Raw genomic sequence first — 22,228 nt, forward strand, 5'->3', positions numbered from 1 at the left:
ATTAAACTTCGTAATGAATTACGTGTTCACTCAATGAGACTTGGTATTCATTTATTGTCCGAAGACATTAAGAATCCATGTCACCTGAGTGCCCACACAGATTGTCTGATAAATTGTTAAAGAGCAGTGCCGCTTCGTTTTTCGCTGCGGCGCGGGGTGTGCATATTACGCTTTCCCGCTTCAGAGTCAAGCTTTTATTTTCGCTTTTCTCCGGGATCCTTCAGCGGCTTTCGCCGGGAGAACCCTGCTGACCCGGCGGCTTGCGTGCCGTTGTTCCGTGTCAGTGGTGGCGCATTATAGGGAGTTCTCAGACGTTGACAACCCCTCTTTTAAAAAAAACTTTCAACCGTCTCTTTTTTGCTCAAAACCGTGCTACAGCGCTAGTTTTTCGAGCGTTTCGAAACCGTAACGCCGCAAAACGGGTGAAAGTTGCTCAGTTTCTGCGGTTAAGGCCATGCAGAACGCCTTATTCATATCAGCAGATTTTGCATCTGGCGCTTCATGTTCAAGAAGCCAGGCGGTTCGACGTGCAATCGCCGCACCCGAATCGACCAGTCGTGTTCCTTCCGGCAGTACCTGAAGTAGCTCTTCCTTCAGTAAAGGGAAATGGGTACATCCCAGCACCACCGTGTCTGGCGGCTCCGGCATACGCAGCCACGGACGTAAAATCCGCCGCAGTTCGTCCAGCGAAACGGCGTCACCGTGCAGTTTTGCTTCGGCCATCTCCACCAGCTCCGCCGAGCCGAGCATTTCGATCTGGCATTCATGCGCGAAGCGTTCAATAAGCTCGTGGGTATAAGGACGCTTGACGGTGCCCCGCGTGGCCAGTAATCCCACGATGCCATTCGCCGTTAATCGCGCCGCAGGCTTAATCGCTGGCACCACGCCGACCACAGGAAACTGGAACTTTTCTCTTAGCGCGGGCAGGGAGACGGTACTTGCCGTGTTGCAGGCAATCACCGCCAACGCGAGGGGGTAGCGCTTCTGGACCGCAGTGACGATTTCCACCACGCGTTCGACGATAAACGCTTCGCTCTTCTCCCCATACGGGAAAGCGACATTATCAAAAGCGTAAATATAATGCAGATCCGGCAGGAGTTGCCGAATCTCGTCGTAGACTGAAAGCCCACCGACGCCGGAGTCAAACACCAGCACGGTGGGACGTGCATCAGAAGGTGTAGCTGCCAGACAAGGTGTATTCCCGTCCTGCAGTTTCGTAGCCATAAACTGTCTCGTAATCTTTATCGAACAGGTTGGCTATTTTACCATGAACTGTCAGATGTGAGGTGACCGGATACGAAACTGCGACATCCCACAGGCTTACGCCGCCCATTTTCACTTTCTCAGACGGAGAGGTGGTGAAGTTGGTGTCGTAACGCGTGCCGAGATAGTGATAAGTCAGGCTCCAGTCAAAATCATAGATCTGCGTATCAAGCTGATATTTCACCTGCTGTTTCGCCCGGCGGTCCAGCGGCTTGTCCGTTTTCGCATTGCGGGCATCCACATAGTCATAGCTGACGCTGTGTGTAACCGGCCCGGTATCGAACGACGCGGTGGCCTCCACGCCTTTAATACGCGCTTTGCCGACGTTGTAATACTTCATCAGGCCATTGTCATAGTCGATCAGGTTATCGACATCATTTCGATAGCCCGAAACCCGCCAGTTGACGCCCGCCGTCAGCCCTTCGAACGCCCCTTCCCACTGCTTGCTCTCTTCAGGATCAAGCTTGTCATTGCCATAGAAGCCATAGAGTTGACCCAGGTTTGGTGCCTTATAGGCTGTACCGTAAGAGGCCACGAAGCGGTAGCCGTCGATAAACTCCCAGGCGGCGCTGCTCTGCCAGGTGCCGTGTTGACCAAATTGCGAGTTGTCGTCGCTGCGCACAGCGCCTTCCAGCGTAAACTCACCTACCTGTTGCAGCGCCGTCAGGTAGATACCCGTGTTTCGCAGTTCATAAGCGTCCGTAACGTAGTTGGTGCCCGGCTCGGTGCTCTGCTTTTGCCAGTCGATACCCGCACCAATGTTGCCGTGCCCCACGACCACGGAGTTAGACCACTGCACGTTATACTGCTGGATTTCATCCAGCGTGGCGGAGGAGTCGTAACGTCCCAGATGGGGATCGTAGTTATAGTCCTTGCTGTGGCTGTAGCTGGAGAGCAGCTGCGAATGGAAGAAATCGTTGTTAAAACGCAGCCCGGCATCCCAGGTCTGGCTGTAAAGCTGGCGGGTATCCACCAGCACGTCGGGTGTATAGCTGCTGTAATAACCATCGTAGGCGGTACGGTTGCTGTAGCCATACCCGCGGATCACGCCGCTCCACTGGTCAGAAAAAGCGTGTTCGAGCGCGCCATAGACCGTTTTATTCATAAAGCCGTCGCGATCGGTCTGGGCCAGGCCGCCGGTATTACCGTCCGCCACGACGTCATAGCCTTTGGTATAGGTATAGTCGCCAGCCAGCGTGACGCGCGTGCTGTCGCCAAGCGTCTGCTGCGTACTGCCGCCATAATTCTGATAGCCGTGGGAGCCCACGCCAGCATTCAGCGTGGTGCCATCTTTCTCGCGCGTGGTGATGATATTCACAACCCCGCCGATGGCGTCGGAACCGTAGACGGCGGATCGCGGCCCGCGAATATATTCGATACGCTGTACCAGCGAAATCGGGAACTGGCTCAGATCTGACGATCCGCTGACGCCCGCCTGGTTAAGGCGGATACCGTCGACCAGTATCAGTACGTGGCTGGAGTTAGTGCCGCGAATAAAAAGAGAGGAGAGTTGCCCCATACCGCCATTCTGCGCGATATCCACACCGGGCAGGCGACGCAGAACGTCAATCACCGTGTTTGACTGCCAGCGGTCAATATCCTGGCGCGTCACCACGCTCACCGGAGCGAGCACCGTATTACGAGGTTGCTGAAAACGGCTGGCCGTTACTACCATCGTGCTGTCGCTATCCTGCGCCCAGCCCGAAAATGCCGTGACGGAAAGCACCGTCAACAGCGAGACTTTTTTAATCATTGTTAAAGCATCCACACTCTATAAAGGATGCCGCAGGTCTCATCCATAGCACGCGATGACGGGACCAAATGCGACGTGATTCCGGCAGGTCTTCGGGCTGGGTGGCGTGTTGTGGATAAAGACTTCCCGCTTTCGCAGTGTCTGCTGCTCTTATCCCGCCAGTCGTTACCGCTGCGCGTCAGCTCCAGATTTGCACTGGATTCCCTTTTCACTCTCAGGAGACCGGAAGCAGGATGCTACAATCAGATATGTATAGATGTCCAGACTTCCATGACCGATAAAGGCTGGACATCCCCTGTACAATCCCTACAATCCCCGCGTTATTTACTCTCATTCAGGATGCATCATGACCCCCGAACATCTCCCGACAGAACAGTACGACGCGCAGCTGGCAGAGAAAGTGGTCCGCCTGCAAAGTATGATGGCGCCTTTTGCCGCGCCGGTTCCTGAGGTGTTCCGCTCGCCGGTCAGCCACTATCGCATGCGTGCCGAGTTCCGCATCTGGCACGACGGGGACGATCTCTACCACATTATTTTTGATCAGCAGACTAAATCGCGTATCCGCGTCGACAGTTTCCCGGCGGCGAGCGAGCTGATTAACCAGCTGATGGGCCTGATGATTGAGGGGGTGCGTCATAACCCGGTGCTGCGCCACAAGCTGTTTCAGATCGATTACCTGACCACGCAGAGCAACCAGGCGATTGTCTCGCTGCTCTACCATAAAGCGCTGAACGATGAATGGCGCGAGCAGGCTCAGGCGCTGCGCGATGCGCTGCGGGCGCAGGGTCTTAACGTCCATCTCATTGGACGGGCTACCAAAACCAAAATCATGCTGGATCAGGATTATATCGATGAGCGACTGCCGGTCGCCGGAAAAGAGATGATCTACCGCCAGGTGGAAAACAGCTTTACCCAGCCAAATGCGGCGATGAACGTGCAGATGCTGGAATGGGCGCTCAACGTTACCGAAGGCTCGAAGGGCGACCTGCTGGAGCTGTACTGCGGCAACGGTAACTTTTCGCTGGCGCTGGCGCGCAACTTTGACCGCGTGCTGGCCACCGAGATCGCTAAGCCATCGGTCGCGGCGGCGCAATATAATATTGCGGCGAATCAGATCGAAAACGTGCAAATTATCCGCATGGCGGCCGAAGAGTTCACCCAGGCGATGAACGGCGTGCGTGAGTTTAACCGTCTGCAGGGGATTGATTTAAAAAGCTACCAGTGTGAGACCATTTTTGTCGATCCGCCGCGCAGCGGGCTGGATAGCGAAACCGAAAAAATGGTGCAGGCCTATCCGCGTATTCTCTATATCTCCTGCAACCCGGAGACCCTGTGTAAGAATCTGGAAACGCTGAGCCAGACGCACAGGGTTGAGCGTCTGGCGCTCTTCGACCAGTTCCCCTACACGCATCATATGGAGTGCGGCGTCTTACTGACCGCGAAGTAACAGGGTTATCGTAGGGCAGGTCAGCGTAGCGCCACCTGCCAAATGCCGGATAGCGTTTCGCTTATCCGGCCTACAACATCCAGAACCCTACTCCGGCAGCCGGCTTTTACGGCTACGCATACGCGAGCCGATCCAGAATACCAGCGCCACGGAGAGCACCGCCGGCAGGAAGTTCGAGCCGATATCGGGATATTCCGCGCGCACGACGGTACTATAAAGCAGGACGCCAAGCACGAAAAAGGCCGCCGCCAGGCCGGGTAAGCCCACCGGCATGGTGCGATTCTGATAGCGCTGATGGAGACAGTAGACCGTTAACGCCAGCGCGATAATCGGGAAAATCGAAAACGGCACGACAGAGCTAAACAATGCTGCAAACGTGCCGTTGATGGACAAGCCAGCGATCAATGCCAGCAACAACGTACCTTTATCCTGACCTGACTGTTTCATTACTCACCTTCACTCATCAACCTGATGCGCCAGTTTTTCCTGTTCACGGCGATACCAGTAATAAGCGCCTTTGGAGATCATTCGCAACTGTAGCACCAGTCTCTCCTCAAGCTGCTTGCGTTGTTCCGCGCCCACATCCAGTGCTTCGGCGCCCGCACTAAAGACAATGGTCACCATCGCCTCGGCCTGCGCTTCGGTAAAGGCGCGCGGCATATGGTTTTCGAGTTCAAGATAGTCGGCAAGTTCCGCGATGAAATGCTGGATTTCGCGCGCTACCGCGGCACGAAACGCCGCCGACGTGCCAGAACGCTCCCGCAACAGCAGGCGGAAAGCGTTGGGATTATTGCCAATAAACTCCATAAATGTGGAGACGGAGGTGCGGATCACGCTGCCCCCTTTAGCGATACGCTGTCGGGCCTGGCGCATAAGCTGGCGCAACATCAGGCCGCTTTCGTCCACCATGGTCAGACCCAGTTCATCCACATCGCGAAAATGGCGATAGAAGGATGTCGGCGCGATCCCGGCTTCGCGTGCCACTTCGCGCAGGCTCAGGCTGGCAAAGCTCCGCTCGGCGCTCAGTTGACTGAATGCCGCTTCCACCAGCGAACGGCGGGTTTTTTCTTTTTGTTGTGCTCTTACGCCCATCACGATAATTGAATCCTTCCAAAGGCCTGCTGGCACTATACCAGAGAATAAATTAGATCGGTTTGCGTCACTTTGTGAATGATTGTTTACGCGCGGTTTGTGCTTCAGGACCGGAAAAAAGCACAACGATAATTGGGTTATCCCGGCAATGATGTTACCATTCTGTTGCTTTTATGTATAAGAACAGGTAAGCCTTACCATGCCACATACCTACGATTACGACGCAATAGTTATTGGTTCCGGCCCGGGCGGCGAAGGCGCAGCCATGGGACTGGTGAAACAGGGAGCCAGAGTCGCGGTGATTGAGCGCTACCATAACGTTGGCGGCGGATGCACTCACTGGGGCACCATCCCCTCCAAAGCCCTTCGCCACGCCGTTAGCCGCATTATCGAATTTAACCAGAATCCCCTCTACAGCGACCATTCCCGACTTCTTCGATCTTCATTCGCCGATATTCTGAACCACGCTGACAACGTGATTAACCAGCAAACGCGAATGCGACAGGGGTTCTACGAACGTAACCACTGCGAGATTTTACAGGGCAACGCCCGCTTCGTGGATCAACACACGCTGGCGCTGGAGTGTCACGACGGCTCTGTTGAAACCCTGACGGCAGAAAAATTTATTATCGCCTGCGGCTCGCGCCCTTATCATCCGGCGGACGTCGACTTCAGCCATCCGCGTATCTACGATAGCGACTCCATCCTGAGCCTGCACCACGAGCCGCGCCACGTCATTATTTACGGCGCCGGGGTGATTGGCTGCGAATATGCTTCTATCTTCCGCGGGATGGATGTCAAAGTAGATCTCATCAACACCCGCGACCGCCTGCTGGCCTTTCTCGATCAGGAGATGTCTGACTCCCTCTCCTACCACTTCTGGAACAGCGGCGTGGTGATTCGCCACAACGAAGAGTATGAGAAGATCGAAGGCTGCGACGACGGGGTCATCATGCACCTCAAGTCCGGCAAAAAGCTGAAGGCCGACTGCCTGCTTTACGCGAATGGCCGCACCGGCAACACCGACTCGCTGGCGCTGGAGAATCTCGGGCTGGAAACCGACAGCCGCGGCCAGCTGAAGGTCAACAGCATGTACCAGACCGCTCTGCCGCACGTTTACGCGGTGGGGGACGTGATTGGCTATCCGAGCCTGGCTTCTGCCGCCTACGACCAGGGGCGTATCGCCGCGCAGGCCCTGGTGAAAGGAGAAGCGACCGCACATCTGATCGAAGATATTCCTACCGGGATTTACACTATTCCGGAAATCAGTTCGGTCGGAAAAACCGAACAGCAGCTGACCTCCATGAAGGTGCCCTATGAGGTAGGACGCGCGCAGTTTAAACACCTGGCGCGGGCGCAGATTGTGGGCATGAGCGTGGGTACGCTGAAGATCCTCTTCCATCGTGAGACGAAAGAGATCTTAGGGATCCACTGCTTTGGCGAGCGTGCGGCGGAGATTATCCATATCGGCCAGGCGATCATGGAGCAAAAAGGTGGCGGTAACACCATCGAATACTTCGTTAACACCACCTTTAACTACCCGACCATGGCGGAAGCCTATCGGGTAGCGGCGCTGAACGGCTTAAACCGCCTGTTTTAAGGTCCGGTCAAAGTGGCCATCCATCGTTCCACGGATGGCCTCTGCCAGCTGCTCATAGCGGCTGCGCAGCGGCGATCCCGGACGGTATACCAGGCCAATGGTGCGGCGTGGTTCCGGCTTGATACAAGGCAGATAGATTACGCCGTCGCGTTTACGCTCGCCCGGTACGGCCAGCGCCGGCAGCAGCGTAATGCCGCTTCCCGCCGCGACCATATTTCGCAAGGTCTCCAGACTGGTGGCGCGGAAATGGGTATCTTCATCCGCCCCCGCTTCAAAACAGAAGCCCATCGCCTGGTCGCGCAGACAGTGACCATCCTCCAGCATCAGCAGTTTTTCACCCGCCAGCTCACCCATGGAGACGCGATCGCGGTTCGCCCAGGGGTGATCTTCATAGATCGCCAGCATCATCGGCTCGTCAAACAGCGGCACCTCGATAAAGGCTTCGCTCTCTTTTACCAGCGCCAGGATCGCGCAGTCGAGCTTACCGCTGTCGAGTTGCGCCAGCAGCTGATGGGTTTGCGCTTCGTGCAGGTACATTTCCAGTTTAGGGAATGTCTGGTGCAGCATCGGGATAATTTGCGGCAACAGGTAAGGGCTAATCGTTGGGATCAGGCCAATATGCAGCGGGCCGGACATGGTTTCACCCTGCTGGCTAGCCATCTCCTTAAGCACCTTCACTTCACGCAGTACGGTACGCGCCTGATCGACCAGCAGCAGGCCCGCCTGAGTAAACAGGACCTTACGGCTGGTACGCTCCAGAAGCATGACGCCCAGCTCATCTTCCAGCTTACGGATCTGGCCGCTCAGCGTGGGCTGGCTAACGTGGCAGGAATCCGCCGCACGGCGGAAATGACGATGCTCGGCTAATGCCACCAAGTATTCAAGATCGCGAATATTCATTATTCATCCTCCATCGCCACGATAGTTCATGGCGATAGATAGCATAGCAACGAACGATTATCCCTATCAAGTGTTCTGTTGAATAATAGACCACAGAGACGAGGCGGGAGCTGTTTGACCCTTGCAATTCCGCCCCTCTGACGAGTTTCTCTCAAACTCGAACAACTAAAGCCAACGTGAACTTTTGCGGACCCCGTGGTCCGCTTTTTTTTGCATAAAAAGCCCAGGGTAAAAGCAAAATGGCAACCGAAGTTGCCATTTTTAGTGTTTGCTCCCTCTCCCCAAAGGAGAGGGCCGGGGTGAGGGCACCAGCCCGCACTATTCAAACTAAATCAAACCAACCGGTTTTTCGCATCCGCAATTGCCTGCGCCACCTGCTTCGGCGATACGCCGCCTTTCGCTGCACGTTTATCCAGGCAGGATTGCAGGGCCAGAATCGGGTAGACATCTTCCCCGATAACCGCGCTAAATTTTTGCAGGTCGGCAAGCGTCAACGCTTCCAGGGCTTTACCCTGACGAATCGCTTCCACTACCGCTTCGCCCACAATATGGTGCGCCTCACGGAACGGTACCCCTTTCGCCACCAGGTAGTCTGCCAGCTCGGTAGAGTTAGCATAGCCCTGCTGCGCCGCTTCCTGACAGCGCGGGCGTTTCACCTGAATGCCATCCAGCACCAGCGCGCCCATATGCAGGCAATCCAGCCAGGTGTCGAGCGCATCGAACAGCCCTTCTTTATCTTCCTGCATATCTTTGTTATACGCCAGCGGCAGCCCTTTCAGGGTCATCATCATGCCGGTCAGCGCGCCCTGCACGCGGCCACACTTACCGCGAATCAGCTCCAGCGCGTCCGGATTTTTCTTCTGCGGCATCAGGGAGGAGCCGGAGGTAACGCGGTCGGACAGCTCCACAAACCCGGCTTCGCCAGAGTTAAAGAAGATCAGATCTTCGGCAAAGCGCGACAAATGCACCATCCCAATAGACGCATTCGACAGCAGCTCCAGCACGTGGTCACGGTCAGAGACGCTATCCAGGCTGTTGCGAGTCGCACTGGCAAAGCCGAGCCAGCCCGCCAGCTGTTCACGGTCAATCTCATAGGCAGTCCCCGCCAGCGCGCCGCTGCCCAGCGGACTCACGTCCAGGCGCTTCAGGGTATCCTGCAGACGGCTTTCATCACGCGCCAGCATCTCCACGTAGGCCAGACACCAGTGCGCAAAGGTCACCGGCTGCGCGCGCTGCAGGTGAGTGTAACCCGGCATCACCGCATCCTGGTTGTTCTGCGCAGTCTCCACCAGCGCGCTCTGCAGCTGACGGGTGGCAGCCAGCAGTTCGGCCACGGTCTCTTTACACCAGAGCTTAAGATCGGTCGCTACCTGATCGTTACGGCTGCGACCCGTATGCAACTTTTTACCGAGCTGGCCAACTTTGTCGATCAGCTTGCCTTCCACCCAGCTGTGAATATCTTCCGCGTCGCTTTCCAGAATTTGCTGCGGATTGAGGCGTACCTCTTCCAGCAGGGTGTTCAGCGCCTCTTCCAGCTGAATCTGCTCGTCCGCCGTCAGCACGCCAACGGTGACCAGCGCTTTGGACCAGGCCACAGAGCCGACAATATCCTGCTCGGCCAGACGGTAGTCGAAGCGCAAAGAGTCATTGAACTGTTTGAACCGCTGATCCGCTGCCTGTGTGAACCGCCCACCCCAAAGTGCCATAACATGCTTCCTTAATATCTTTAAATTTCATTGCCGGGTGGCGCTGCGCTTACCCGGCCTACGGTCATGTAATAAAACTTACGCCAGAATACGCGTGCCAATCGGCGTGCCGTTAAACAGCGCCGGCAGTTGTTCCGCGTGACGCCAGGAGGCGATATCCACCGGGCGGCCAAGCGTACGCGCGGCGTCCAGCGCGGCGTTGACCTTAACGATCATGCCGTCGGTGATAATGCCCTGATCGATAAGCTGCTCCGCTTTCGCCGCGGTCATTTCCGCAATGCGCTGCCCTTTGCCGTCAAGGATGCCGCTTACGTCGGAGAGCAAAATCAGGTCTGCGCCGAGCGTTGCCGCCAGCGCGGTCGCCGCCTGGTCCGCATTGACGTTCATCAGCTTGCCCTCGTCGGTCACGCCAATAGAGCTCACCACGGGCAAATAACCGCCTTTCAACAGGGTGGCGATCAGCTCAGGCGAACCGGGCTGCGCCAGCCCAACGTGGCCGAGCTCTTCATCGAGCTGGGTCACTTTTACGCTGTCGCCATCGCCCAGAAAGAGGCCAACGGCGGCGAGATGGTGCTTCTTCGACCAGGCCAGCAGCGTCTTGTTGGCGGTGCCCGCCAGCGCGCCGGTAATAATGTCGATCTGATCGGCAGGCGTTACGCGCAGGCCATTTTTCTTTTTCACCGGCAGGTTGAGCCCTTTCATTAGCTCGTCCACCACGCAGCCGCCGCCGTGCACAATCACCAGCGGACGCTGGTGCGATTCGCGGTAGTTCACCAGTGCGGTAAACAGGCGCTCCAGCGCCTCTTCGCTATCAAGCAGTACACCACCGAGTTTGATAATTAATGGGTTCATCATCACACCTTAAATAAGAGACTGCGTTTCAGGATAGCCAAAACGGATGTTGGCGCACTGCATAGCCTGCGCTGCGGCGCCTTTCAGCAGGTTATCTTCCGCCGCCACGACGATCAAATGCTCGTCCTGAACCGCAAAGCCAATATCGCAGAACGGCAGGCCCACCACGTTTTTCAGCGCCGGAACGCCTTTGTCATACAGACGCACCAGCGGTTTATCCGCGTACGCCTGCGTATAGATATCGCTCACCTGTGCTTTCGTCACGCCAGGCTTCAGGCGGCAGGTGATGGTTTCAAGGATCCCGCGCGGGAAGCTGCCGAGATGTGGCGTAAAGATGACATTCGCGCCCAGATGGGTGGCGATTTCCGGCTGATGGCGATGGGTAAAAACGCCATACGGCTGCAGGCTCACCTCACAGAAGCTGTTCGAGAGCGCCGCCTTGCGCCCCGCCCCGCTCACGCCGCTGGTGGCGTTGATCACCGGCCACTGGTTGAGATCCAGCAGGCCCGCATCGATCAGCGGTTTCAGGGCGAGCTGCGCCGCCGTCGGGTAGCAGCCCGGCACAGCGATCAGATTCGCCTCTTTTAACTTATCCCCGCTCCACTCCGCCAGGCCATAGGCCGCCTGCTCAAGCAGTTCAGGGTAGTGATGGGTAAAACCATAATATTTTTCATAGAATCCGGCATCGTTTACACGGAACGCGCCGGAGAGATCGAACACCACGCAACCCGCATTCAGAAACTGCGGCGCCAGGTCGTGGCTCACTTCGTGTGCGGTGGCGAGGAAGACCACATCCACGCCGCCGGTGAACTCGCGAATATCGGACATCGGCTGCAGGGGCAGATCGACAATCCCTTTCAGCTGCGGGTGCAGATCGGAAATCAATTTCCCGGCATCATTGCTTTGCGCTGACACGGTCAAAGCGGTTATGGTCATATCTGGGTGGCGATTCACGTAGCTTACAAGCTCTGCGCCCGCATAACCGCTAGCGCCCACAATCAGCGTATTCAACATCGGGTTCCTTTATGCTCAACGTTAGTGTATTTTTATTCACATTTATTGCATGAATATTGATACTATCACGACCTAAGGTGTGTCAACAATGAAAATGAATTTACCGCCATTTATCGAGATCTACCGCGCTTTGATTGCCACACCCTCCATCAGTGCAACGGAAGAAGCGCTGGACCAGAGCAATGAGTCTTTAATCACTCTGCTGGCGGGCTGGTTTAGCGATCTTGGGTTTAACGTGGAGGTACAGCCTGTACCCGGCACGCGCCATAAATTCAACCTGCTGGCCAGCGCCGGGCATGGCGCGGGGGGACTGCTGCTGGCGGGACATACCGATACCGTTCCGTTTGACGACGGCCGCTGGACGCGCGATCCCTTCACCCTGACCGAGCACGATAACAAGCTCTACGGCCTGGGTACTGCCGACATGAAAGGCTTCTTCGCCTTTATCCTCGACGCGCTGCGCGATGTGGATGTCAAAGCGCTTAAAAAGCCGCTCTATATTCTGGCGACCGCCGATGAAGAGACCAGCATGGCGGGCGCACGCTATTTCTCTGAAAACACGTCGATTCGCCCGGACTGCGCGATCATCGGTGAGCCGACCTCCCTGCAGCCAATTCGCGCGCACAAAGGCCATATCTCGACGGCGGTGCGGGTGCTCGGCCAGTCGGGTCACTCCAGCGATCCGGCGCGCGGCGTCAACGCCATTGAGCTGATGCACGACGCCATTGGTCGTCTTATCCAGCTGCGCGACTCGTTAAAAGAGCGCTATCACTACGAGGCGTTTACCGTCCCGTATCCGACGCTGAATCTTGGCAGCCTGCACGGCGGGGATGCCGCCAACCGCATCTGCGCCTGCTGCGAGCTGCATATGGATATCCGCCCGCTGCCGGGCATGACGCTTAACGATCTTAACGGACTGGTGAACGATGCGCTGGCACCGGTAAGCGAACGCTGGCCGGGCCGTCTGAACGTGTTTGAACTCCATCCGCCGATTCCGGGTTATGAATGTCCGCCGGATCATCAGCTGGTAGAGGTGATTGAAAACCTGCTCGGCGAAAAAACGGATGTGGTGAACTACTGCACCGAAGCGCCGTTTATCCAGACGCTCTGCCCAACGCTGGTGCTGGGGCCGGGATCTATTAACCAGGCGCATCAGCCGGACGAGTATCTGGAAACCCGCTTTATCAAGCCGACCCGCGAGCTGATTACCCAGGTTGTGCATCACTTCTGCTGGCACTGACGCTCACCCCTCACCCCGGCCCTCTCCCCAAAGGGGAGAGGGGGAAAAGAAGCCCTCTCCCAAAAATTGCCGCCGAATGGTCCCCTCTCCCGGAAGTTGGCGCCGAACGGTTCCCTCTCCCGGAAGTTGGCACCGAACGGTTCCCTCTCCCGGAAATTGGCGCCGAACGGTCCCCTCTCCCGGAAATTGGCACCGAACGGTTCCCTCTCCCCTCTGGGGAGAGGGTTAGGGTGAGGGGAACAACCCATGATCGCCATCACATTTTCATAAGCTTCACTTATTAAACACAAAGCGAATTAAATTTCGTAAATTCTACACAAATATTCAATTGCTGAACCGTTTTCGCAGCAATTGACGACCGGGGTTTTACGTGGCTTTATAAAGAGAGATGACAAAATAATGTCCAGAAGTTTTCTGAATGGACATAAACATAATGATGGGGTGTCTGGGTTTATATGAACGAACAATATTCCGCGTTGCGTAGTAATGTCAGTATGCTCGGCAAAGTGCTGGGGGATACCATCAAGGATGCGTTAGGCGAGAACATTCTCGACCGCGTAGAGACCATCCGCAAGCTGTCCAAATCTTCCCGCGCAGGCAACGAAGCCAGCCGTCAGGAGCTGCTCACCACGTTGCAGAATCTCTCCAATGATGAACTGCTCCCGGTAGCCCGCGCCTTCAGCCAGTTCCTGAACCTGGCGAATACCGCTGAGCAATACCACAGCATTTCGCCAAAGGGCGAGGCCGCCAGCAACCCGGAAGTAATTGCCCGCACCCTCAGAAAACTCAACGATCAACCCAACCTGAACGAAGAGATCATTAAAAAAGCGGTAGAGTCCCTCTCGCTGGAACTGGTGCTGACCGCCCACCCGACCGAGATCACCCGCCGCACGCTGATCCACAAGATGGTGGAAGTTAACGCCTGCCTTAAGCAGCTGGATAACAAAGATATCGCTGACTACGAACGTAATCAGCTGATGCGTCGCCTGCGCCAGCTTATCGCCCAGTCCTGGCACACGGATGAGATCCGTAAGCACCGTCCAAGCCCGGTCGATGAGGCCAAATGGGGTTTTGCGGTTGTGGAAAACAGCCTCTGGGAAGGGGTGCCAAACTACCTGCGCGAGCTGAACGAGCAGCTGGAAGCGAACCTGGGCTACCGCCTGCCGGTCGATTTTGTACCGGTTCGCTTTACCTCCTGGATGGGCGGCGACCGCGACGGCAACCCGAACGTTACCGCCGAAATCACCCGCCACGTGCTGCTGCTGAGCCGCTGGAAAGCGACCGATCTCTTCCTGAAAGATATTCAGATGCTGATTTCCGAGCTGTCGATGGTGGAAGCGACCCCGGAACTGCGCGAACTGGCCGGAGAAGAAGGCGCCAGCGAGCCGTATCGCTACCTGATGAAAAAGCTGCGCAGCCAGCTGATGGCAACCCAGGCGTGGCTGGAAGCGCGCCTGAAAGGTGAGAAACTGCCAAAACCGGCCGGCCTGCTGACGCAAAACGAGCAGCTGTGGGAGCCGCTCTACGCCTGCTATAAATCGCTCCAGGCCTGCGGCATGGGCATCATCGCCAACGGTGAACTGCTCGACACCCTCCGGCGCGTGAAGTGCTTTGGCGTGCCGCTGGTGCGCATCGACGTGCGTCAGGAGAGTACCCGCCATACCGAAGCGCTGGGCGAACTGACCCGCTATCTCGGTATCGGCGACTATGAAAGCTGGTCGGAAGCCGATAAACAGGCGTTCCTGATCCGCGAACTGAACTCCAAACGTCCGCTGCTGCCGCGCAGCTGGGAGCCAAGCGAAGAGACCCGCGAGGTGATCGATACCTGTAAAGCGATCGTCGAAGCGCCGAAAGGATCGGTCGCCGCCTATGTGATCTCCATGGCGAAAACCCCGTCCGACGTGCTGGCGGTCCATCTGCTGCTGAAAGAAGCGGGCATTACCTTTGCCCTGCCGGTAGCGCCGCTGTTTGAAACTCTCGACGACCTGAACAACGCCAACGACGTGATGACCCAGCTGCTGAATATCGACTGGTATCGCGGCTTTATTCAGGGCAAGCAGATGGTGATGATCGGCTATTCCGACTCGGCAAAAGATGCGGGCGTGATGGCCGCCTCCTGGGCGCAGTACCAGGCGCAGGACGCGCTGATCAAAACCTGTGAGAAAGCGGGCATTGAGCTGACCCTGTTCCACGGACGCGGCGGCTCTATTGGTCGTGGCGGCGCCCCGGCCCATGCGGCGCTCCTCTCTCAACCGCCGGGCAGCCTGAAGGGTGGTCTGCGCGTCACCGAGCAGGGGGAGATGATCCGCTTCAAATATGGCCTGCCGGAAGTGACTATCAGCAGTCTTTCCCTTTATACCAGCGCGATTCTGGAAGCGAACCTGCTGCCGCCGCCGGAGCCGAAAGCCTCCTGGCGTCACATCATGGATGAACTGTCTGCGATCTCCTGCGAGATGTATCGCGGCTATGTACGTGAAAACAAAGATTTCGTCCCCTATTTCCGCTCGGCAACGCCGGAGCAGGAGCTGGGTAAACTGCCGCTCGGCTCGCGCCCGGCTAAACGTCGCCCGACCGGCGGCGTAGAATCGCTGCGCGCCATTCCGTGGATCTTCGCCTGGACGCAAAACCGTTTGATGCTCCCCGCCTGGCTGGGCGCAGGCGCGGCCCTGCAAAAAGTAGTAGAAGATGGCAAGCAGAGCGAACTGGAGGCGATGTGCCGCGACTGGCCGTTCTTCTCCACCCGTCTCGGCATGCTGGAGATGGTCTTCTCCAAAGCGGACCTGTGGCTGGCGGAATATTATGACCAGCGTCTGGTCAAACCGGAGCTGTGGGCACTGGGCAACGAGCTGCGCACGCTGCTGGAGGGCGACATCAAGGTAGTACTGGATATCGCCAACGACTCCCATCTGATGGAAGATCTGCCGTGGATTGCCGAGTCGATCCAGCTGCGTAATATCTACACCGACCCGCTGAACGTGCTTCAGGCCGAGCTGCTGCACCGCTCCCGCCAAGCGGAAAAGGAAGGCAAAGCGGCAGATCCTTGCGTGGAACAGGCGCTGATGGTGACAATCGCAGGCGTTGCGGCAGGTATGCGCAACACCGGCTAATCGACCGTGCCGGGCGGCGTTGCTGCTTACCCGGCCTGCATGCAGGCCCGGCTGCCAGCGCCGCCGGGCATTGCTCCGGTATCTCACCATGCAACACGATCTTACCCAGACCCTGACGGACCTGATCGACGGTACGCTCCCACTATGTCAGGTACATTTTATTCCTTCTGCCATGCAGGACACCCACCTGTCGCCTTCTCTTACCATCACGCTGGAGACGGTATGTGAGGCGTTTTTCTCCTTATCGGGTCGGGCTGCGCTTCAGCCTGCTCTCTCGCTCAGCATCAGCTTCGGTAAGCAGCAGATGACTCTGCAGTTACAGCGTGGCCATACCCTTCTGAAACAGGAGCAGATTGCCAGACGAGGTCCCCGAACGGGAGCTTTTCTTCTGCAAACGCTGAACGAATTACAGATGCAACCCGACGAGCAGGAAACGGCGAGGCTGGTGGTATTAAGCCTGCTCAGCCACTGCCGGGATCTGCTTGGCAGCGACATACACACAGCCAGCCGCAGTCGCGCCTTGTTTGAAGCCATACGTCACTATATTGAAGAGCATCATGCTACGGCGCTGACCCGCGAGTCGGTAGCCCATGCGTTTTACATTTCACCCAACTACCTTTCCCACCTCTTTCAGAAAGCCGGCAACGTGGGGTTTAATGAATATCTGACGCAAACACGCCTCGAACATGCGCGTCAGCTGCTCAAAGGGTACGATCTAAAAATTAAAGAGATTGCTACCACCTGCGGGTTTACCGACAGCAACTATTTTTGTCGCCTGTTTCGCAAGCACACCGAGCGCTCCCCGTCTGAATATCGTCGTCAGTACCACAGCCAGCTTATCGTCAAAAACTAGCACTGTGATCGCCTTCGCACTTCGCTGAGGAGAACACATTTGTCCAGTATTTGGCAAAATTAACCTGTATCTCCCGCCTGGCGCCCCGCCTTATCCTGAATGTAGCCCATCTGACTTAAGGAAAAATAATGGAACTCTATCTGGATACCGCCAACGTGGCGGAAGTTGAACGTCTGGCACGCATTTTTCCTTTGGCTGGCGTGACCACTAATCCGAGCATCATCGCCGCCAGCGCCGAATCTGTCTGGGATGTGCTGCCGCGCCTGCAAAAAGCGGTGGGCCCGGAGGCGATTATTTTCGCCCAGACCATGAGCCGCGATGCGAAAGGCATGGTCGAAGAAGCCCGTCGCTTAAGCAAAGTCGTGCCTGGACTCGTGGTGAAAATTCCGGTAACCCCGGAAGGACTGGTCGCCATCAAAGCACTTAAAAAAGAAGGGATTATTAGCCTTGGTACCGCCGTCTATAGCGCCGCGCAGGGGCTGCTGGCAGCGCTGGCAGGGGCCAGCTATGTCGCACCCTATGTGAATCGCGTCGATGCCCAGGGCGGGAACGGTATCCAGATGGTGCAGGAGCTGCAAACCCTGCTGGAGCGGCACGTTCCCGGCAGCATGGTGCTGGCTGCCAGCTTTAAAACACCGCGTCAGGCGCTGGATTGCCTGCTGGCTGGCTGCGAAGCCATTACTCTCCCGGTCGATGTCGCGCAACAAATGCTTACGAGCCCCGCGGTCGCGTCTGCCATAGATAAATTCGAACAGGACTGGCAAAACGCATTTGGGACTCTCCATCTCTAAAAAGGAACAAAACATGGATAGTATTATTCAGTCTCCCGGCAAATATATTCAGGGTGCAAAAGTCCTTACCCGTCTTGGCGACTACCTGAAGCCGCTCGGGCAACGCTGGCTGGTTGTCGGTGACAAATTTGTCCTCGGTTTTGCCCAGGAGACATTGCAAAACAGCTTTAAACAGGCGGAACTTCACGCAGAAATCGCGCCTTTTGGCGGTGAATGTTCGCAAAGTGAAATCGATCGTCTGCGCGAACTGGCAGAGGGCATAGGTTGTCAGGCGGTACTGGGTATCGGCGGCGGAAAAACGCTGGATACGGCCAAAGCGCTGGCGCACTTTATGGCGGTGCCGGTGGCGATCGCGCCTACCATCGCCTCCACCGACGCCCCGTGCAGCGCCCTCTCCGTTATCTATACCGACAGCGGCGAGTTCGCCCGTTACCTGATGCTGCCGCACAATCCGAATATGGTTATTGTCGACACCCAGGTGGTGGCGGGCGCACCGGCGCGTCTGCTGGCGGCGGGCATCGGCGACGCGCTGGCCACCTGGTTTGAGGCTCGCGCCTGTTCCCGCAGCGGAGCGATAACGATGGCGGGCGGCAAATGCACCCGCGCGGCGCTGGCGCTGGCTGAACTGTGCTACAACACGCTGCTGGAAGAGGGTGAAAAAGCGATGCTTGCCGCCGGACAGCATGTCGTTACGCCCGCACTGGAGCATGTCATTGAGGCCAATACCTACCTGAGCGGCGTCGGCTTTGAGAGCGGCGGCCTGGCGGCGGCGCACGCCATCCATAACGGCCTGACCGCCATAGCGGATACGCATCACTACTATCATGGTGAGAAGGTCGCGTTTGGTACGCTGACCCAGCTGGTGCTGGAGAATGCGCCGCTGGAGGAGATCGAAACCGTCGCTGCGCTCTGTCACCGCGTCGGTCTGCCGATTACTCTGGCGCAGCTTGATATCAAACAGGATATTCCGGCGAAAATGCGTCAGGTGGCTGAGGCTGCCTGCGCGGAAGGGGAAACCATCCACAATATGCCGGGCGGAGTATCGCCGGATCAGGTATATGCCGCGCTGCTGGTTGCCGACAGCTATGGGCAGCAGTTTCTGCAGGAGTGGGAGTAAACGATAAAATCCCCGCGGCTGCGGGGATTTTTATTACGTTAGTTTCCATGCCGGGCAAGGCGTCGCCACCACCCGGCATGAGGGTTACAGCACGTCAAACCTGTCCAGATTCATCACTTTCACCCATGCGGCAACAAAGTCTTTCACAAACTTCTCATGACCGTCGCTGCTGGCGTAAACCTCGGCCAGGGCGCGAAGCACAGAGTTGGAACCAAATACTAGGTCGGCGCGGGTGGCGCTATATTTCACTTCGCCGCTCAGACGATCGCTGCCCTCAAAAAGCTCTTTCGACTCGTCGGTGGCTTTCCACTGCGTGCGCATATCCAGCAGATTGACAAAGAAGTCGTTGCTCAACACGCCCACGCGATCGGTAAAGACCCCGTTTTTACTGCCGTCGAAGTTAGCGCCCAGCACGCGCATCCCGCCCACCAGCACCGTCATCTCCGGGGCCGTCAGCGTCAGCTGCTGCGCTTTATCAATCAGCAGCGACTCGGTGGTGGAGACATCCATACGCTCGCGATAGTTACGGAAACCGTCAGCAATCGGCTTAAGCAGTTCAAACATTTCGACATCGGTCTGATCCTGGCGCGCATCAACGCGACCCGGCGTAAACGGCACGCTTACTTCAACGCCAGCCGCTTTCGCCGCCTGCTCGACGCCCGCCACCCCGGCCAGCACAATAATGTCGGCCAGCGACGCTTTATTGGTGGTCCGCTGAATCGCCTCCAGCGTTGGCAGGACGCGTACCGCCGCGGCGTTGACATCCCAGTCGCGCTGCGGTGCCAGCGCCAGACGCGCGCCGTTGGCTCCGCCACGCTTGTCGCCGCCGCGGAAGGTGGAGGCAGACGCCCAGGCCACCGACACCAGTTCGCTCACGGAAAGTCCGCTGGCGACAATCTCCGCCTTCAGGCTCGCAATATCTTCGCTGGTCGGGTTAAAGACCGCCTGCGGCAGCGGATCCTGCCAGATGAGATCTTCTTTCGGCACTTCCGGCCCGATGTAGCGCGCTTTCGGCCCCATATCCCTGTGGGTCAGCTTGAACCACGCGCGGGCAAAGGCTTCATTAAACGCCTGCGGATCGTTGAGGAAGCGGCGGGAGATTTTCTCAAATTCCGGGTCGAAACGCAGCGTCAGGTCGGTCACCAGCATGGTCGGCTTGCGCTTTTTCGACGGGTCGAAAGGATCGGGCATAATCTCCGGCGCATCAACGGCCTCAAACTGAATGGCCCCGGCCGGGCTGCGGGTCTGTACCCACTCATATTTGAAGAGGTTTTCGAAGAAATAGTTGCTCCACTGGGTCGGCGTTTGCGACCAGATCACTTCCAGGCCGGAGGTGATAGCGTCCGCGCCCACGCCGCTGCCGTAGCTGCTGCTCCAGCCGAAGCCCTGCGCTTCAATCGGCGCCGCTTCCGGGTCAACCCCGACGTGCGTCGCTGCCGCCGCGCCGTGGGTTTTACCCAGCGTATGGCCGCCCGCGATCAACGCTACGGTCTCTTCGTCATTCATCCCCATGTTGCCGAAGGTGGCGCGAATCGCCGCCGCTGCCGACAGCGGCTCGCCGCTATGGTCTGGCCCTTCAGGGTTAACGTAGATAAGCCCCATCTCGGTGGCGCCCAGCGGCGCTTTGGCCAGCGCTTCAGGATGACGATGAGTCAGCCAGGCCTTCTCATCGCCCCAGTTAACATCCAGATCCGGTTCCCAGACATCTTCGCGTCCGGCACCAAAGCCGAAGGTGCGGAAACCGGAGTTTTCCAGCGCCACGTTGCCCGCGAGGATAAAGAGATCGGCCCAGGAGATTTTCTGGCCATATTTTTGCTTAACCGGCCACAGCAGACGGCGCGCCTTATCCAGGCTGACGTTGTCTGGCCAGGAGTTCAGCGGTGCGAAACGCTGTTGTCCACGCCCCGCGCCGCCGCGACCGTCGATGGAGCGATAGGTGCCTGCGCCGTGCCACGCCATACGGATAAAGAGTCCCACGTAGCTGCCCCAGTCGGCTGGCCACCAGGGCTGCGATTCGGTCAGGACCGCCTTGAGATCGCCTTTCAGCGCGGCGTAGTCCAGCTTGCTAAATTCTTTGCGGTAGTCAAAATCTTCCCCGAACGGGTTCGATCGGCTGGAATGTTGGTTTAGAAGATCTACTCGAAGCTGTTTTGGCCACCAGTCATGGGTGCTTGTACCTGCACCTGCGCTCTGGTCACGGCCGCCCTGATGAAAAGGGCATTTTCCGGTAGACAAGGTGTTGTGATTAACGTCTGAGGTGCTCATTTTTCTGATCTCCTGGGGTGTTACCGTTACGATATACACCCCCGGCAATCAGAGATAGTTGAATTAATCCACAGATTCGATAGTTAATACCTTTTAATTTAACCGATCGATTAAAAACCACTCAGATAGTATGGTTAAGGGTTAATTCCCTGGTCTGACGCCCAGCGTATGGCAGATGGCGTAGCTCATTTCAGCGCGGTTCAGCGTGTAGAAATGAAAATCTTTCACCCCTTCGCGGCTTAAAATTTTCACCATATCCATGGCGATATTGGCTCCCACCAGCTTGCGGGTCTCCGCGTCGTCATCCAGACCTTCATACATTTTTGACATCCACAGCGGGATGCGCACGTTGGTCATATCGGCAAACTTTTTCGCCTGCTTAAAGTTAGAGACCGGCAGGATGCCCGGGATAATCTCCACGTCGATACCGGCGGAGACACAGCGGTCGCGAAAGCGCAGGTAGCTCTCCACATCGAAGAAGAACTGGGTAATGGCGCGGTTCGCCCCGGCTTCAACTTTACGCTTCAGGTTGAGCAGATCGGCCTGTGCGCTTTTGGCCTCCGGATGGACTTCCGGGTAGGCGGCGACGGAGATATCAAAGTCGGCTACCTCTTTCAGCAGCGCCACCAGGTCGGCCGCATACATGTCCGGCTTGCCGCTGCCCGGCGGCAGGTCGCCGCGCAGGGCGACGATATGGCGAATACCGTTGTTCCAGTAGTCCCCGGCAATGGTGCGCAGCTCGTCGCGGGTGGCATCGATACAGGTCAGGTGCGGCGCGGCTTCCAGCCCGGTGCGATCCTTAATACCTTTGATAATGCTGTGCGTACGGTCGCGCTCGCCGGAGTTCGCCCCGTAGGTGACAGAGATAAATTTCGGTTTCAGGCTGCTCAGGCGATCGATAGAGGCCCAAAGGGTTTGCTCCATTTCACTGGTGCGCGGCGGGAAAAATTCAAAAGAGACGTTAATATGGCCCTGCACTTCGGCCAGGCTCTGATTCAGGGCTTCCCGCTGGTTGGCGTGAAAAAAGCTCATACCTTACCTCATCAATCGCATGTCGTTGTTTGTTGTTTTGTGAACTTCTATACGTTTAGACGTCCAGAAGTAAAAATGACGGAAAAGGGGCCGGGCGTCAACAGAAAAAATGAGCAACAGCGGTGAGGAATGTTCAGGGAAGATGAGAAAAATTCATGACGGGTGGGGAAGCCCCTCACCCCGGCCCTCTCCCCAA

The 22,228-nt window shown here is 57.1% G+C and carries 17 protein-coding genes and 1 riboswitch; of the genes, 7 read left to right on the plus strand and 10 right to left on the minus strand.

Going from position 1 to position 22,228, the window contains the following annotated elements; all coding sequences use genetic code 11:
- Nucleotides 1-372: 372 nt before the first annotated feature.
- Nucleotides 373-1,224 (minus strand): glutamate racemase, encoded by an 852-nt coding sequence (gene murI, locus BN3796_RS00020; RefSeq protein ID WP_061706423.1) that lies wholly within the window; start codon nucleotides 1,222-1,224, stop codon nucleotides 373-375.
- Nucleotides 1,169-3,016 carry a TonB-dependent vitamin B12 receptor BtuB gene (btuB, locus tag BN3796_RS00025; protein ID WP_061706424.1) on the minus strand — a complete coding sequence of 616 codons (1,848 nt, stop codon included), beginning with the start codon at nucleotides 3,014-3,016 and terminating at the stop codon, nucleotides 1,169-1,171. The genes murI and btuB overlap by 56 nt, the downstream gene beginning before the upstream one ends.
- A gap of 66 nt (nucleotides 3,017-3,082) precedes the next feature.
- A riboswitch (cobalamin riboswitch) is annotated at nucleotides 3,083-3,258 on the minus strand.
- Between the two features lie 104 nt (nucleotides 3,259-3,362).
- On the opposite strand from btuB, the gene trmA reads away from it, so the two are divergent.
- Nucleotides 3,363-4,463 carry a tRNA (uridine(54)-C5)-methyltransferase TrmA gene (gene trmA / locus BN3796_RS00030; RefSeq protein ID WP_061706425.1) on the plus strand — a complete coding sequence of 367 codons (1,101 nt, stop codon included), beginning with the start codon at nucleotides 3,363-3,365 and terminating at the stop codon, nucleotides 4,461-4,463.
- An 87-nt stretch (nucleotides 4,464-4,550) separates the two neighbouring features.
- Here trmA and BN3796_RS00035 read toward each other — a convergent pair whose 3' ends face one another.
- Complete coding sequence (locus BN3796_RS00035; protein ID WP_061706426.1) at nucleotides 4,551-4,910, minus strand: YijD family membrane protein; 360 nt, start codon at nucleotides 4,908-4,910, stop codon at nucleotides 4,551-4,553.
- A gap of 9 nt (nucleotides 4,911-4,919) precedes the next feature.
- Nucleotides 4,920-5,558, minus strand: a complete 639-nt coding sequence (fabR, locus tag BN3796_RS00040; protein WP_061706427.1) for an HTH-type transcriptional repressor FabR — start codon at nucleotides 5,556-5,558, stop codon at nucleotides 4,920-4,922.
- A 196-nt stretch (nucleotides 5,559-5,754) separates the two neighbouring features.
- On the opposite strand from fabR, the gene sthA reads away from it, so the two are divergent.
- A complete protein-coding gene (gene sthA, locus BN3796_RS00045) occupies nucleotides 5,755-7,155 on the plus strand; it encodes a Si-specific NAD(P)(+) transhydrogenase (RefSeq protein ID WP_061706428.1) in 1,401 nt (466 codons plus the stop codon).
- On the opposite strand, the gene oxyR is transcribed toward sthA, so the two are convergent.
- The 4 genes from oxyR to argC all read right to left on the minus strand — a co-directional run bounded on the left by oxyR (nucleotide 7,138) and on the right by argC (nucleotide 11,627).
- Entirely contained in the window at nucleotides 7,138-8,055 is a 918-nt protein-coding gene (gene oxyR, locus BN3796_RS00050) for a DNA-binding transcriptional regulator OxyR (protein ID WP_061706429.1), read from the minus strand. The two genes, sthA and oxyR, sit on opposite strands and share 18 nt — an antisense overlap.
- A 332-nt stretch (nucleotides 8,056-8,387) precedes the next feature.
- On the minus strand, nucleotides 8,388-9,761 hold the full coding sequence (gene argH, locus BN3796_RS00055) for an argininosuccinate lyase (protein ID WP_061706430.1): 1,374 nt from the start codon (nucleotides 9,759-9,761) through the stop codon (nucleotides 8,388-8,390).
- A gap of 78 nt (nucleotides 9,762-9,839) precedes the next feature.
- Complete coding sequence (gene argB / locus BN3796_RS00060) at nucleotides 9,840-10,616, minus strand: acetylglutamate kinase (RefSeq protein ID WP_148381706.1); 777 nt, start codon at nucleotides 10,614-10,616, stop codon at nucleotides 9,840-9,842.
- Nucleotides 10,617-10,622: 6 nt separating this feature from the next.
- Nucleotides 10,623-11,627, minus strand: coding sequence for an N-acetyl-gamma-glutamyl-phosphate reductase (gene argC / locus BN3796_RS00065; RefSeq protein ID WP_061706432.1), 1,005 nt, complete (start codon nucleotides 11,625-11,627; stop codon nucleotides 10,623-10,625).
- Nucleotides 11,628-11,715: 88 nt separating this feature from the next.
- On the opposite strand from argC, the gene argE reads away from it, so the two are divergent.
- The 5 genes from argE (at nucleotide 11,716) to gldA (ending at nucleotide 18,735) form a co-directional block, all read left to right on the plus strand.
- Nucleotides 11,716-12,867 carry an acetylornithine deacetylase gene (argE, locus tag BN3796_RS00070; RefSeq protein ID WP_061706433.1) on the plus strand — a complete coding sequence of 384 codons (1,152 nt, stop codon included), beginning with the start codon at nucleotides 11,716-11,718 and terminating at the stop codon, nucleotides 12,865-12,867.
- 455 nt (nucleotides 12,868-13,322) lie between these two features.
- Nucleotides 13,323-15,974, plus strand: coding sequence for a phosphoenolpyruvate carboxylase (gene ppc, locus BN3796_RS00080; protein WP_061706435.1), 2,652 nt, complete (start codon nucleotides 13,323-13,325; stop codon nucleotides 15,972-15,974).
- An 88-nt stretch (nucleotides 15,975-16,062) separates the two neighbouring features.
- Nucleotides 16,063-16,827, plus strand: coding sequence for a helix-turn-helix transcriptional regulator (locus BN3796_RS00085; protein WP_061706436.1), 765 nt, complete (start codon nucleotides 16,063-16,065; stop codon nucleotides 16,825-16,827).
- A gap of 128 nt (nucleotides 16,828-16,955) precedes the next feature.
- The gene (fsa, locus tag BN3796_RS00090; RefSeq protein ID WP_061706437.1) at nucleotides 16,956-17,618 is read left to right on the plus strand and encodes a fructose-6-phosphate aldolase; all 663 of its coding nucleotides are present in this window, start codon (nucleotides 16,956-16,958) and stop codon (nucleotides 17,616-17,618) included.
- A 13-nt stretch (nucleotides 17,619-17,631) separates the two neighbouring features.
- Nucleotides 17,632-18,735, plus strand: a complete 1,104-nt coding sequence (gldA, locus tag BN3796_RS00095; protein ID WP_061706438.1) for a bifunctional L-1,2-propanediol dehydrogenase/glycerol dehydrogenase — start codon at nucleotides 17,632-17,634, stop codon at nucleotides 18,733-18,735.
- 84 nt (nucleotides 18,736-18,819) lie between these two features.
- Here the strand turns inward: gldA and katG are convergent, their stop codons facing one another.
- Both katG and metF read right to left on the minus strand, forming a co-directional pair.
- Nucleotides 18,820-21,000: a catalase/peroxidase HPI gene (gene katG, locus BN3796_RS00100; protein ID WP_061706439.1), complete on the minus strand. Its 2,181-nt coding sequence runs from the start codon at nucleotides 20,998-21,000 to the stop codon at nucleotides 18,820-18,822.
- A 141-nt stretch (nucleotides 21,001-21,141) separates the two neighbouring features.
- Complete coding sequence (metF, locus tag BN3796_RS00105; RefSeq protein ID WP_061706440.1) at nucleotides 21,142-22,032, minus strand: methylenetetrahydrofolate reductase; 891 nt, start codon at nucleotides 22,030-22,032, stop codon at nucleotides 21,142-21,144.
- Nucleotides 22,033-22,228 lie beyond the last annotated feature (196 nt).

This window comes from Pseudenterobacter timonensis (assembly GCF_900021175.1).
Lineage (GTDB): Bacteria > Pseudomonadota > Gammaproteobacteria > Enterobacterales > Enterobacteriaceae > Enterobacter > Enterobacter timonensis.

Excerpts from the sequence above, each read along its gene's own strand:
- argC (WP_061706432.1), bottom strand. The coding sequence starts at position 11,627 with ATGTTGAATACGCTGATTGTGGGCGCTAGCGGTTATGCGGGCGCAGAG.
- sthA (WP_061706428.1), top strand. The coding sequence starts at position 5,755 with ATGCCACATACCTACGATTACGACGCAATAGTTATTGGTTCCGGCCCG.
- murI (WP_061706423.1), bottom strand. The coding sequence starts at position 1,224 with ATGGCTACGAAACTGCAGGACGGGAATACACCTTGTCTGGCAGCTACA.
- btuB (WP_061706424.1), bottom strand. The coding sequence starts at position 3,016 with ATGATTAAAAAAGTCTCGCTGTTGACGGTGCTTTCCGTCACGGCATTT.
- argE (WP_061706433.1), top strand. The coding sequence starts at position 11,716 with ATGAAAATGAATTTACCGCCATTTATCGAGATCTACCGCGCTTTGATT.
- oxyR (WP_061706429.1), bottom strand. The coding sequence starts at position 8,055 with ATGAATATTCGCGATCTTGAATACTTGGTGGCATTAGCCGAGCATCGT.
- argB (WP_148381706.1), bottom strand. The coding sequence starts at position 10,616 with ATGATGAACCCATTAATTATCAAACTCGGTGGTGTACTGCTTGATAGC.
- BN3796_RS00085 (WP_061706436.1), top strand. The coding sequence starts at position 16,063 with ATGCAACACGATCTTACCCAGACCCTGACGGACCTGATCGACGGTACG.
- metF (WP_061706440.1), bottom strand. The coding sequence starts at position 22,032 with ATGAGCTTTTTTCACGCCAACCAGCGGGAAGCCCTGAATCAGAGCCTG.
- fsa (WP_061706437.1), top strand. The coding sequence starts at position 16,956 with ATGGAACTCTATCTGGATACCGCCAACGTGGCGGAAGTTGAACGTCTG.
- BN3796_RS00035 (WP_061706426.1), bottom strand. The coding sequence starts at position 4,910 with ATGAAACAGTCAGGTCAGGATAAAGGTACGTTGTTGCTGGCATTGATC.
- gldA (WP_061706438.1), top strand. The coding sequence starts at position 17,632 with ATGGATAGTATTATTCAGTCTCCCGGCAAATATATTCAGGGTGCAAAA.
- katG (WP_061706439.1), bottom strand. The coding sequence starts at position 21,000 with ATGAGCACCTCAGACGTTAATCACAACACCTTGTCTACCGGAAAATGC.
- argH (WP_061706430.1), bottom strand. The coding sequence starts at position 9,761 with ATGGCACTTTGGGGTGGGCGGTTCACACAGGCAGCGGATCAGCGGTTC.
- trmA (WP_061706425.1), top strand. The coding sequence starts at position 3,363 with ATGACCCCCGAACATCTCCCGACAGAACAGTACGACGCGCAGCTGGCA.
- ppc (WP_061706435.1), top strand. The coding sequence starts at position 13,323 with ATGAACGAACAATATTCCGCGTTGCGTAGTAATGTCAGTATGCTCGGC.